The organism is Micromonospora sp. MA102 (genome assembly GCF_025460765.1).
Classification (GTDB): Bacteria; Actinomycetota; Actinomycetes; order Mycobacteriales; family Micromonosporaceae; genus Micromonospora; species Micromonospora halotolerans.
Genome location: NZ_JAMWEG010000016.1, coordinates 109,163 through 120,268, shown reverse-complemented (window position 1 = coordinate 120,268; position 11,106 = coordinate 109,163). Strand labels below are relative to the sequence as shown.

General features: G+C 72.5%; 14 protein-coding genes. 11 read left to right on the top strand and 3 right to left on the bottom strand.

All coding sequences use genetic code 11. The features are described 5' to 3' along the window. Window positions 1-34 precede the first annotated feature (34 nt). From sufD to NFX44_RS26200, 6 genes are read left to right on the top strand one after another with little or no spacing between them, the layout of a single operon-like run. Complete coding sequence (gene sufD / locus NFX44_RS26225) at window positions 35-1,180, top strand: Fe-S cluster assembly protein SufD (RefSeq protein WP_262286263.1); 1,146 nt, start codon at window positions 35-37, stop codon at window positions 1,178-1,180. After that, complete coding sequence (locus NFX44_RS26220) at window positions 1,180-1,506, top strand: non-heme iron oxygenase ferredoxin subunit (RefSeq protein ID WP_091270089.1); 327 nt, start codon at window positions 1,180-1,182, stop codon at window positions 1,504-1,506. The genes sufD and NFX44_RS26220 overlap by 1 nt, the downstream gene beginning before the upstream one ends. After that, window positions 1,506-2,279 (top strand): Fe-S cluster assembly ATPase SufC, encoded by a 774-nt coding sequence (gene sufC / locus NFX44_RS26215; protein ID WP_262286262.1) that lies wholly within the window; start codon window positions 1,506-1,508, stop codon window positions 2,277-2,279. The genes NFX44_RS26220 and sufC overlap by 1 nt, the downstream gene beginning before the upstream one ends. A 6-nt stretch (window positions 2,280-2,285) precedes the next feature. After that, on the top strand, window positions 2,286-3,590 hold the full coding sequence (locus NFX44_RS26210) for a cysteine desulfurase (protein WP_262286261.1): 1,305 nt from the start codon (window positions 2,286-2,288) through the stop codon (window positions 3,588-3,590). Continuing rightward, window positions 3,590-4,063, top strand: a complete 474-nt coding sequence (gene sufU / locus NFX44_RS26205) for a Fe-S cluster assembly sulfur transfer protein SufU (RefSeq protein WP_262286260.1) — start codon at window positions 3,590-3,592, stop codon at window positions 4,061-4,063. The genes NFX44_RS26210 and sufU overlap by 1 nt, the downstream gene beginning before the upstream one ends. Then, window positions 4,060-4,455, top strand: coding sequence for a metal-sulfur cluster assembly factor (locus tag NFX44_RS26200; RefSeq protein WP_262286259.1), 396 nt, complete (start codon window positions 4,060-4,062; stop codon window positions 4,453-4,455). The genes sufU and NFX44_RS26200 overlap by 4 nt, the downstream gene beginning before the upstream one ends. Window positions 4,456-4,547: 92 nt before the next feature. On the opposite strand, the gene NFX44_RS26195 is transcribed toward NFX44_RS26200, so the two are convergent. Continuing rightward, the gene (locus tag NFX44_RS26195; RefSeq protein ID WP_262286258.1) at window positions 4,548-4,877 is read right to left on the bottom strand and encodes a nucleoside triphosphate pyrophosphohydrolase family protein; all 330 of its coding nucleotides are present in this window, start codon (window positions 4,875-4,877) and stop codon (window positions 4,548-4,550) included. Window positions 4,878-5,056: 179 nt separating this feature from the next. Between NFX44_RS26195 and NFX44_RS26190 the strand changes: the two genes are divergently transcribed. Then, complete coding sequence (locus tag NFX44_RS26190; protein ID WP_262286257.1) at window positions 5,057-5,689, top strand: LysE family transporter; 633 nt, start codon at window positions 5,057-5,059, stop codon at window positions 5,687-5,689. A 25-nt stretch (window positions 5,690-5,714) separates the two neighbouring features. Then, window positions 5,715-6,377: an acVLRF1 family peptidyl-tRNA hydrolase gene (locus tag NFX44_RS26185; RefSeq protein WP_262286256.1), complete on the top strand. Its 663-nt coding sequence runs from the start codon at window positions 5,715-5,717 to the stop codon at window positions 6,375-6,377. 88 nt (window positions 6,378-6,465) lie between these two features. Here NFX44_RS26185 and NFX44_RS26180 read toward each other — a convergent pair whose 3' ends face one another. Continuing rightward, a complete protein-coding gene (locus tag NFX44_RS26180; protein ID WP_262286287.1) occupies window positions 6,466-7,380 on the bottom strand; it encodes a neutral zinc metallopeptidase in 915 nt (304 codons plus the stop codon). A 249-nt stretch (window positions 7,381-7,629) separates the two neighbouring features. Between NFX44_RS26180 and NFX44_RS26175 the strand changes: the two genes are divergently transcribed. Further along, window positions 7,630-9,237 (top strand): ABC-F family ATP-binding cassette domain-containing protein, encoded by a 1,608-nt coding sequence (locus NFX44_RS26175; RefSeq protein WP_262286255.1) that lies wholly within the window; start codon window positions 7,630-7,632, stop codon window positions 9,235-9,237. A 6-nt stretch (window positions 9,238-9,243) separates the two neighbouring features. Here the strand turns inward: NFX44_RS26175 and NFX44_RS26170 are convergent, their stop codons facing one another. Next, entirely contained in the window at window positions 9,244-9,840 is a 597-nt protein-coding gene (locus tag NFX44_RS26170; protein ID WP_262286254.1) for a cadmium resistance transporter, read from the bottom strand. Window positions 9,841-10,053: 213 nt separating this feature from the next. Here NFX44_RS26170 and NFX44_RS26165 point away from each other — a divergent pair, with 213 nt between their 5' ends. Then, window positions 10,054-10,281 carry a helix-turn-helix domain-containing protein gene (locus NFX44_RS26165; RefSeq protein ID WP_007462679.1) on the top strand — a complete coding sequence of 76 codons (228 nt, stop codon included), beginning with the start codon at window positions 10,054-10,056 and terminating at the stop codon, window positions 10,279-10,281. Window positions 10,282-10,327: 46 nt separating this feature from the next. After that, complete coding sequence (locus NFX44_RS26160) at window positions 10,328-11,095, top strand: enoyl-CoA hydratase/isomerase family protein (RefSeq protein WP_262286253.1); 768 nt, start codon at window positions 10,328-10,330, stop codon at window positions 11,093-11,095. Window positions 11,096-11,106: the final 11 nt, after the last annotated feature.

Here is an 11,106-nt window from a genome sequence, read left to right as displayed (position 1 = left end):
CTCGTCGTCCCGGAACAGACAGACCAAGGAAGAGATGACTACCCAGGCTTCCGCGCCGCCCGCGACCAAGTCGCAGGCGCTCCGCTCGTACGACGTCGCCGACTTCCCGGCCCTCACGGGCCTGGAGGAGGAGTGGCGCTTCACCCCGCTCAAGCGCCTGCGTGGCCTGGCCGCCGGCGGGGCGCAGGCCGCGACCGGCACGGTCCGCCACGAGCACGGCGACCTGCCGGAGGGCGTCACCGTCGGCCGGATCGGCAGGGACGACCCGCGGGTGGGCAGCGTGCTCACCCCGTTCGACCGGATCAGCGCGCTGGCGTACGGCGGGGTCGACGAGGCGCTGCTGGTGCAGGTCGCCCGGGACGCCGTGGTCGAGGCGCCGGTGAGCCTGCGGGTGGTCGGCGGGGGCGCGGACGCGCTCGCCCTCGGCCACACCTTCGTCGAGGTGGGCCGGTTCGCCGAGGTGACCCTGGTGCTGGAGCACGTCGGGTCGGCCACCCTGGCCGACAACGTCGAGGTGTCGGTGGGCGACGGCGCGAAGCTCACCCTGGTCACGGTCGCCGACTGGGCCGAAGACGCGGTGCAGGCGCAGCACCTCAAGGTCAAGCTGGGCCGCGACGCCAAGGTGATCCACGTCCAGGTGAGCCTCGGCGGCGACCTGGTCCGGCAGTACACCTCGGTGGAGTACACGCAGCGCGGCGGCGAGGCCGAGCTGTACGGCGTCTACTTCGCCGACTCCGGCCAGCACCTGGAGCACCGGCAGCTGGTCGACCACACGGTGCCGGACTGCCGCAGCTACGTCGGCTACCGGGGCGCCCTGCAGGGCGACAGCGCGCACACCGTCTGGGTCGGTGACGTGCTGATCCGGGCCGAGGCGACCGGCACCGACACATACGAGATCAACCGGAACCTGCTGCTCACCGACGGCGCCCGGGCGGACTCGGTACCCAACCTGGAGATCGAGACCGGCGAGATCGCCGGCGCCGGGCACGCCAGCGCGACCGGCCGCTTCGACGACGAGCAGCTCTTCTACCTGATGGCCCGGGGCATCCCGGAGGGCGAGGCCCGCCGCCTGGTGGTCCGCGGCTTCTTCGCCGAGCTGATCAACAAGATCCCGGTCGAGGAGCTGCGCGAGCGGCTCGGCGACGCGATCGAGGCCCGCCTCGCCAAGGCCGGCGCCTGATGATCAAGATCTGCTCGACCGAGGACGTGCCCAAGGGCACCGCGATCAGCGCCGACGTCGACGGCACGCAGATCGCGATCGTGCACGGCGAGGACGACGCGTTCTACGCCGTGTACGACGAGTGCTCGCACGCCGCGGTGGCCCTGTCCGAGGGCGAGGTCGACGGGTGCACGCTGGAATGCTGGCTGCACGGATCCCGTTTCGACCTACGGACGGGTGAGCCCACCGGGCTGCCCGCCACCGAACCCGTTCCCGTCTATCCCGTCGAAGTCCGCGACGGCGACATCTACGTCAGCCTGACGCCGAGCAATGGAGTGACCCGCTGATGAGCACCCTGGAGATCCGCGACCTGAAGGTGTCGGTCAAGCTGCCCGAGGGTGAGCTCAAGCCGATCCTGGCCGGTGTCGACCTGACCGTGAAGTCGGGTGAGACCCACGCCATCATGGGCCCGAACGGCTCCGGCAAGTCGACCCTGGCGTACTCGATCGCCGGCCACCCCAAGTACGAGATCACCGGCGGCTCGGTGACCCTCGACGGCGAGGACGTGCTGGCCATGTCCGTCGACGAGCGGGCCCGCGCCGGCCTCTTCCTGGCCATGCAGTACCCGGTCGAGGTCCCCGGCGTCTCGGTGGCCAACTTCCTGCGCACCGCCAAGACCGCCATCGACGGCGAGGCGCCGAAGCTGCGCACCTGGGCCGGCGAGCTGCGCGGCGCCATGGAGAAGCTCCAGATGGACCCGGCGTTCGCCCAGCGCAACGTCAACGAGGGCTTCTCCGGCGGTGAGAAGAAGCGGCACGAGATCATGCAGCTGGAGCTGCTCAAGCCGCGCATCGCCATCCTCGACGAGACCGACTCCGGCCTCGACGTGGACGCGCTGCGCGTGGTCAGCGAGGGCGTCAACCGGGTGCGCGAAACCGGCGACACCGGCCTTCTGCTGATCACCCACTACACGCGGATCCTGCGCTACATCAAGCCCGACTTCGTGCACGTCTTCGTGGCCGGCCGGATCGTCGAGCAGGGCGGCCCGGAGCTGGCCGACAAGCTCGAGGAAGAGGGCTACGAGCGGTACGTCGCCGGGGCCGGCTCGGCGCGGGCCTGAGCACCGATGACCTCCATCGCGATCCCGTCGGGCATGCCGCAGTACGACGACGTGCCCCGCTACGACGTGGCGCGGGTGCGGGCCGACTTCCCGATCCTGGACCGGGAGGTCAACGGGCACCCGCTGGTCTACCTCGACAGCGCCAACACCTCGCACAAGCCGCGGCAGGTGCTCGACGTGCTCGCCGAGCACTACGCGATGCACAACGCCAACGTGTCGCGTTCGGTGCACACGCTGGGCACCGAGGCGACCGAGGCGTACGAGGGGGCCCGGGCGAAGATCGCCGCGTTCATCAACGCGCCCAGCGTGGACGAGGTGGTCTTCACCAAGAACTCCACCGAGGCGATCAACCTGGTGGCGTACGCGTTCTCGAACGCCTCGCTGCGCCCGGACGCCGACCCGCGGTTCCGCATCGGCCCGGGTGACGAGATCGTCATCTCCGAGATGGAGCACCACTCGAACATCGTCCCGTGGCAGCTCCTCGCGGAGCGCACCGGCGCGACCCTGCGCTGGTTCCCGGTGACCGACCACGGCCGGCTCGACGAGTCGGGGCTGGACGACCTGGTCACCGAGCGGACGAAGATCGTCTCGCTGGTGCACATGTCCAACATCCTCGGCACGGTCAACGCCACCGCGCGGATCACCCAGCGGGTCCGCGAGGTGGGCGCCCTGCTGCTGCTCGACTGCTCGCAGTCGGTGCCGCACCTGCCCATGGACGTGGTCGACTACGACGCGGACTTCATCGTCTTCACCGGCCACAAGATGTGCGGCCCGACCGGCATCGGTGTGCTGTGGGGTCGGGGCGAGCTGCTCGCCGCGATGCCCCCGGTGTTCGGTGGCGGCTCGATGATCGAGACCGTGTCGATGGCCCGCTCCACGTTCGCCGCGCCGCCGGCCCGGTTCGAGGCGGGCACCCCGCCGATCGCCGAGGCGGTCGCGCTCGGCGCGGCGGTCGACTACCTCACCGGGATCGGGATGCCGGCCATCCAGTGGCACGAGAAGGAGCTGACGGCGTACGCGCTGGACGCCCTCGCCACCGTGCCGGGGCTGCGCGTCTTCGGCCCGAACGTGCCGGTGGGCCGGGGCGGGACGATCTCGTTCGCGCTGGGCGACGTGCACCCGCACGACGTCGGGCAGGTGCTCGACTCGCTCGGTGTGCAGGTCCGGGTGGGGCACCACTGCGCCAAGCCGGTGTGCACCCGGTTCGGCGTGCCGGCCATGACCCGGTCGTCGTTCTACCTGTACACCACGACCGAGGAGATCGACGCGCTGGTGGCCGGTCTCGAGCAGGTGCGGAAGGTGTTCGACTGATGCAGCTCGACCAGCTCTACCAGGAGATCATCCTGGACCACTACAAGCACCCGCACGGCCGCGGCCTGCGGGACGCGACGGACCCGGTCGCCCGGGTCGGCGAGGCGCACCACGTCAACCCGACCTGCGGCGACGAGATCACCGTGCGGGTGACCACCGACGGCAAGGTGTTCACCGACATCTCGTACGACGGGATGGGCTGCTCGATCAGCCAGGCGTCGGCCAGCGTGCTGCACGAGCTGCTGCGCGGCCGGGCCGCCGACGACGCCGCCGTGGTGCACGAGGCGTTCGTCGAGTTGATGTCCGGGCGTGGCCAGGTCACGCCGGATGAGGACGTGCTCGGAGACGGGGTGGCGTTCGCGGGTGTCGCGCGCTACCCGGCCCGGGTGAAATGCGCGCTGCTGTCGTGGATGGCGTTCAAGGACGCCGCGGCACGCGCCGGGGTGGGCGTGAGCCCGGAGGTGAAGGCATGAGCAGCGAAGAGACCGCTCCGACGCCGGAGTCCGGCGCGGTGGCGACGGACGGCGCGGCGGCCGGTGGCAAGGCCGCGATCGACGCCATCGAAGAGGCGATGAAGGACGTCGTCGACCCCGAGCTGGGCATCAACGTGGTCGACCTCGGCCTGGTGTACGGCATCCACGTCGACGATCAGAACGTCGCCACGCTCGACATGACGCTGACCTCGGCGGCGTGCCCGCTGACCGACGTCATCGAGGACCAGGCCCGGCAGGCGCTGACCACCGGCCCGGGCGGCGGCCTGGTCGACGACATCCGGATCAACTGGGTCTGGCTGCCGCCGTGGGGCCCCGACAAGATCACCGACGAGGGCCGGGACCAGCTCCGCTCCCTCGGCTTCAACGTCTGACCGTTCCCCGGTCACCGTCGAGCGCGACACCCCCGCGGGTGCCGCGCTCGACCCGTTCCACCCCCCGAACCCGGCCTGACCGGCCGCCTGGCTCAGCGGTTGTCGCCGCTGCCGCCCAGCACGCCACGGTCCCGGCGGCTGGCCAGCTTGGCCAGGTTGGCCGCCGCGATGTCGTCCAGCGACAGGTCGAGGTAGTCGGCGAGCACCGCCAGGTACCAGAGCACGTCGCCGAGTTCCCGGGCGATGTCGGCCCGGTCGAGCCGCGACTCGTCGCTGTCCAGGTCCCGGACCCACTTCTTGAACTTCTCGGCGATCTCACCCGACTCGCCGACCAGGCCGAGCACCAGGTGGAGCAGCTCGTTCCTCTTGTCCCGTGGGGCGGCCGTACGGAGGGCGCCGCGCTGATACTCGTCCAGGTCCATGGCGGACCAGTATGCGTCCACCATCGCGGGCGGGAAACCCGGTGGCGGCCCGGGGGGAGGGGCGGGCACGATGGGCGCGTGATCGAGGCGTACCCGAAGCAGGTTCCTGTCCGTGCGGCCACCGCCGCGCGCCGACAGCGCACCCTGCCGCCGGCCGCCTCGACCCGCCGCCCACCGTCGTGACCGGGGCGTTCCTCGCCGGTCTGGTGGCCGGCTACGGCGTCGCCGTCCCGGTCGGCGCGATCGCGATCCTCATCCTCGGGCTCAGCGCCCGCACCGGCTTCCGGGTCGGCGCGGCCGCGGCGCTCGCCGTGGCCACCGCCGACGGGCTCTACGCGGCGGCCGCCGCGCTCGGCGGCGCCGGCCTGGCCGGGATCGTCGCGCCGGTCGCGGGCCCGCTGCGGGTGGTGGCCGCGCTGGTCCTGCTCGGCCTCGCCGGCCACGGGCTGTGGCGGACCTGGTCCGCCCGCCGGACCCGGGAGGTCGCGGAGGCGCCGGTGGGCCGGGGGCTGAACAGCCCCGGGCGCGCGTACGCGGCGCTGCTCGGCCTCACGCTGCTCAACCCGGCCACGGTCGTCTACTTCGCCGCGCTGGTGCTCGGCCGCCAGGACACCGCCGACCCGGACGTGGCCACCGCCGCGCTCTTCGTGGCCGGCGCCTTCCTGGCCTCGGCGAGCTGGCAACTGGTCGTCGCCGGTGGCGGCACCATGGTCGGCCGGGCGCTGGCCGGGCCGCGCGGTCGCCTGGTCACCGGCCTGGTCTCCAGCGCCCTGATCGCCGCGCTGGCCGTCGCCACCCTGCTGCCCGACTGAGCCGCTGGTGCCGTACGGTCGGGCGGTGACCAGCCGACCCGCAGCCGGGGGCGGCCGGTGGGTCGAGGTCGACCCGACCCGCGTCGCCCGCTGGGTCGAGGGCTTCGCCGACCGGCACGGCCCGCCCACCACCACCGTGGAGGGGTACGGCCTGCTGCTCACCGCCCCCGACGGGGCCACCGCCGAGCTGCACACGCCGCCCGGTGCCCCGGCCGCCGCCGACGTGCCCGGGTTCGTGGCCGCGGCCGGCGCGCCCCGCCGGCTCGGCCTGCTGCTGGCCCGCAAGGGCGCGGTGGCGGTCGGTGTCGCCGAGGGCGCCGAGCTGGTCGTCTCCAAGGTGGACACCCGGTACGTGCAGGGCCGCACCGCCGCCGGCGGCTGGTCCCAGCAGCGCTTCGCCCGGCGGCGCGACAACCAGGCCAAGGCGGCGCTGGGCGACGCGGCCGAGCTGGCCGTACGCCTGCTGTTGCCGGAGGCGGGGCGCCTCGCGGCCGTGGTCGGCGGTGGCGACCGGCGGGCCGTGGACACCGTGCTGGCCGACCGCCGGCTGGCCCCGCTCGCCGCCCTGCGCGCGGAGCGGCTGCTCGACGTGCCCGAGCCCCGCCACGCGGTGCTGGTCGGCGCGGTCGCCGCCGCCCGCGCGGTGCGGATCCTGGTCCGCGACCCGGCCCCCGACAGCGCCGGCTGAGCGCACCCATCGCCGGTGGTGCCCCGCCGACACGACGGGACCCCGGCGCCGGGGTGGTCGCCGGGGTCCGCGTGCGGTCGGTCGCGTGTTACAGGCTGCCGCCGAAGGTGTCGCAGGCCTTCGGGTCACCGGTGGAGAAGCCCTTGGTGAACCACTGCTTGCGCTGCTCGGAGGTGCCGTGGGTGAACTCGTCCGGGTTCACCGGCCGGCCGGAGCGCTGCTGGATCGCGTCGTCGCCGATCTTCTCGGCCGTGTCGATCGCCTGCTGGATGTCCTGGTCGGTGATGCTCTTGAAGATCTTCTGGCCCTGCTCGTCGGAGGTGCCGGTGGCGTTCTTCGCCCAGGCGCCGGCGTAGCAGTCGGCCTGGAGTTCCAGCTTCACCGACAGCGTGTTGGCGCTCTGCGGGTCGCGCTGCTGCTGGCGGCGCATCTGCGCCTCGGTGCCGAGCAGGTCCTGCACGTGGTGCCCGTACTCGTGGGCCAGCACGTAGGGCTGGGCGAACTCGCCCTCGGCGCCGAGCTGGTCGGCGAGCAGGCGGTAGAAGGTGAGGTCGATGTAGACGAGGTCGTCGGCCGGGCAGTAGAACGGGCCGACCCCGGAGTCGGCCGACCCGCAGCCGGTGCTCACGTTCTGGCTGAAGAACACGGTCTTCGACGGCTTGTACTGGTCGCCGAACACCTCCGGCAGGGCGGTCCGCCAGTACGCCTGGATCGAGTTGACGTAGAGCGTGTTGCGGCAGTCGAGCTGCTTCAGCGCGTCGTCCGCGGAGCACTTCTGCTCCAGCGAGGTGTTGTCGCCCTGCTCGGACCCGCCGCCGTTGGTGGCCGCGTTCAGCCCGAAGCCGCCGCCCACCAGGGCGACCAGGACGGCGATGATGATGCCCACGATTCCGCCCCGGCCACCGCCGATCGGGATCGGTATGCCCATCCCGCCGCCTCCGCCGGACCCTCGCCGGTCATCCACCTGGCTGGTGTCGACCCGCGCGTTCTCGTTCAGCTCCATGTTGACCCCGATCACCGATTAGTCCGTATGTGGTGGTTGCGGTACCGGACCGGGTCCGGACGAGGTTTTCGGTACCCGATGATCTTGCGCGGTAATCCGGCGGGCCGGCCGGGGAGCGCCCGGTACAATTGGCTCGTGCTGCGCTGCGAAGGCTGAACGGCCCCGCGCCGACGGGAACTGATGACCCGCCGGCGCTTTCGCGTGCCCTGAGTCAGCCCTTCGTCGAACCCCGAGAGCGAGTACCCCGACATGATCAACGCCACCGGCCTGGAGCTGCGCGCCGGTTCCCGGATCCTGCTGTCCGACACCACGCTGCGGGTGCAGCCGGGTGACCGGATCGGCCTGGTCGGCCGCAACGGCGCCGGCAAGACCACCACCCTCAAGGTGCTGGCGGGGGAGGGGCAGCCGTACGCCGGGCAGATCGACCGGCGCAGCGCCATCGGCTACCTGCCGCAGGACCCGCGGACCGGCGACCTGGAGGTCACCGGCCGGGACCGGGTGCTCTCCGCCCGCGGGCTGGACGTGCTCATGGCGCAGATGAAGGAGCTGGAGGAGAAGCTCGCCGAGGGCGTCGACGACGAGAGGCTGGTCCGCCGCTACGGCGCGCTGGAGGACCAGTTCGCCTCCCTGGGCGGCTACGCGGCCGAGGCCGAAGCGGCCCGGATCTGCGCGAACCTCGGCCTGCCCGACCGCGCCCTGACGCAGACCATCGGCACCCTCTCCGGCGGTCAGCGCCGCCGCATCGAGCTGGCCCGGATCCTGTTCCGCGACGCCGGCGAGAACGGCGGCGGCATCCTGCTGCTCGACGAGCCGACCAACCACCTCGACGCCGACTCGATCACCTGGCTGCGCGGGTTCCTCGGCAACCACAAGGGCGGCCTGATCGTGATCTCCCACGACGCGTCCCTGCTGGAGGCGGTGGTCAACAAGGTCTGGTTCCTGGACGCCACCCGCTCCGTGGTCGACGTCTACAACCTGGGCTGGAAGGCGTACCTGGAGGCGCGGGAGACCGACGAGCGGCGCCGCCGCCGGGAGCGGGCCAACGCCGAGAAGAAGGCCGGCGCGCTCATGGCCCAGGCGGACAAGATGCGGGCCAAGGCCACCAAGACCGTCGCCGCGCAGAACATGGCCCGGCGGGCGGAGAAGCTGCTGTCCGGCCTGGAGGACGTGCGGGTCGCCGACAAGGTGGCGAAGGTGCGCTTCCCCACCCCGGCGCCGTGCGGCAAGACCCCGCTCACCGCCTCCGGCCTGTCCAAGTCGTACGGGTCGCTGGAGATCTTCACCGACGTGAACGTGGCGGTGGACCGTGGCTCCCGGGTGGCGATCCTGGGTCTCAACGGCGCCGGCAAGACCACCCTGCTGCGGATGCTCGGCGGCCTGCTCGAACCGGACACCGGCGAGGTGCGCCCCGGGCACGGCCTGCGGCTCGGCTACTACGCCCAGGAGCACGAGACGCTGGACGTGGAGCGGACCATCCTGGAGCACATGCGCAGCGCCGCGTCGGACCAGACCGACACCGACCTGCGCAAGATCCTCGGTGCGTTCCTCTTCTCCGGCGACGACGTGGACAAGCCGGCCGGGGTGCTCTCCGGCGGTGAGAAGACCCGGCTGGCCCTGGCCACTTTGGTCTGCTCCGGCGCCAACGTGCTGCTGCTGGACGAGCCGACGAACAACCTCGACCCGGTCAGCCGCGAGCAGGTGCTGGACGCGATCGCCCGCTACCCGGGCGCCATCGTGCTGGTCACCCACGACCCGGGCGCGGTGCTGGCCCTCAAGCCCGACCGCGCCATCCTGCTCCCCGACGGGGACGAGGACGCCTGGTCCGACGACCTCCTGGAACTGGTCGAACTCGCCTGACCCCGCTCAGGGGAGCAGGCGGGGCAGGACGCCGGAGGTGGCCAGGATGACCACGCCGAGGGCGATGAAGACGGCCGGCACCAGCCAGTGGCCGGCGCGGCCCACCAGGGACACCACCCGCGGGTGGTTGCCGAGCAGCGCGGCGGCCGCGCACCAGACGGCCACCAGGGCGGCGAAGACCAGGAGCCAGACCAGGCCGGTGGCCGGGTCGAGCGCGCGGAACACCGGCACGTAGACGGCGATGTTGTCGGCGCCGTTGGCCACCGTCACCCCGGCCACGCCGAGCAGGCTGCCGACCACGGCCGGCGGCTCGTCGCCGTCGCCCCGGCGGGCCAGCAGGGCGCGGACGCCCAGCGCGATCGGCAGCAGCCCGAGCAGGCCGGTCCACGGGTCGGGCACCACCAGCAGGCCGGCGGCGACCACCACGGCGACCCCGACGAGCGCGCCGATGCCCGCGTACTGGCCCGCGACGATCTGCCAGGGGCGGGGCCGTCCGGTGCCGCGGGCGGCCACGAAGAACACGGTGAGCACGACGATGTCGTCGATGTTGGTGGCGGCGAAGACGCCCGCGGCGGCGGCCGCCGCGGCCAGCAGGTCGATCACCCGAGGAGCGTACGGCTCGGCCGGCTGGTCGGCCTCTCATGATCCGGCCGGCCGACGCCGGCTGGGCCGGTCAGAAGGATCACTCTATCGGGAAGCTGACATTGCATAGCGTGTCGGTTGGCGAATAGTTGATATCTGGCGCATGATCGTCCGAGGCGGTCTAATAGGTGGGACCGTATCCGAACCGCACAGTCTGGGACGTGAGGAATCAGCATGGCAGCCACCGGCACAGCCACCAGCACTGAGAAGGGTCGCCGGATCGTCGGGGCCGAGCGGCAGACGCTCGCCAAGGACCTGGTAAAGCGGTACACCTCGGGTGAGAGCATCCGTGCGCTCGCGGCCTCGACCGGCCGTTCCTACGGGTTCATCCACCGGGTGCTCACCGAGTCCGGGGTGCAGCTGCGGCAGCGTGGCGGCGCCCGGCGCCGCAAGAAGGCGTGACCCGCCCCCCAGCGTCGTCCATCAGCGCTGTGCTCCGGGTGGTCCGGTGACCGCCGAGACGACCGGAGTGCGACTCGACTGCGACGGGCCGGTCGCGACGGTGACGTTGTGCCGGCCCGACGTGCTCAACGCCCAGACCCCGGCCATGTGGCGCGCGATGAGCGACTTCTCCCGGGAGCTGCCCGGCGACGTCCGGGTCGTGGTGGTGCGTGGTGAGGGGCGGGCCTTCTCCGCCGGCCTCGACCTCTCGGTCGCCGGCTCCTCCGGCCCGGGCTCCTTCGCCGAGCTGTCCACCCTGCCCGAGCAGGAGTGCGCCGACCGGATCGCCGAGTACCAGGGCGGCTTCACCTGGCTGCACCGGCCCGACGTCATCTCGATCGCCGCCGTGCAGGGCCACGCCATCGGCGCCGGCTTCCAGCTCGCCCTCGCCTGCGACCTGCGGGTGCTCGCCGAGGACGCCCGGCTCTCCATGGCCGAGGTGACCCTCGGCCTGGTTCCCGACCTGGCCGGCACGAAGCGCCTCGCCGAGCTGGTCGGCTATTCCCGCGCGCTGGAGATCTGCGCCACCGGCCGCCGGATGGACGCCGCCGAGGCGGACCGGATCGGCCTGGCCACCCTCGTCGTCCCGACCGGGGACCTCGACGGCGCGGTGCGCGACCTGACGGCCGGTCTGCTGGCCAACAACCGCGACGCGATCGTGGAGATCAAGGCGCTGCTCGCCGGCGCGGGCGGGCGCAGCCACGCCGAGCAGCAGCGCGCCGAGCGGGAGGCACAGACCCGGCGGATCCGCGACCTGGCCGGGCGGGGCGAATAGTAAGGACCGTT

Bases quoted from the DNA above. Each gene is read 5' to 3' on its own strand.
- NFX44_RS26180 (WP_262286287.1), bottom strand. From the start codon at position 7,380: ATGGAGCTGAACGAGAACGCGCGGGTCGACACCAGCCAGGTGGATGAC.
- NFX44_RS26195 (WP_262286258.1), bottom strand. From the start codon at position 4,877: ATGGACCTGGACGAGTATCAGCGCGGCGCCCTCCGTACGGCCGCCCCA.
- NFX44_RS26220 (WP_091270089.1), top strand. From the start codon at position 1,180: ATGATCAAGATCTGCTCGACCGAGGACGTGCCCAAGGGCACCGCGATC.
- sufD (WP_262286263.1), top strand. From the start codon at position 35: ATGACTACCCAGGCTTCCGCGCCGCCCGCGACCAAGTCGCAGGCGCTC.
- NFX44_RS26210 (WP_262286261.1), top strand. From the start codon at position 2,286: ATGACCTCCATCGCGATCCCGTCGGGCATGCCGCAGTACGACGACGTG.
- NFX44_RS26175 (WP_262286255.1), top strand. From the start codon at position 7,630: ATGATCAACGCCACCGGCCTGGAGCTGCGCGCCGGTTCCCGGATCCTG.
- sufC (WP_262286262.1), top strand. From the start codon at position 1,506: ATGAGCACCCTGGAGATCCGCGACCTGAAGGTGTCGGTCAAGCTGCCC.
- NFX44_RS26200 (WP_262286259.1), top strand. From the start codon at position 4,060: ATGAGCAGCGAAGAGACCGCTCCGACGCCGGAGTCCGGCGCGGTGGCG.
- NFX44_RS26165 (WP_007462679.1), top strand. From the start codon at position 10,054: ATGGCAGCCACCGGCACAGCCACCAGCACTGAGAAGGGTCGCCGGATC.
- sufU (WP_262286260.1), top strand. From the start codon at position 3,590: ATGCAGCTCGACCAGCTCTACCAGGAGATCATCCTGGACCACTACAAG.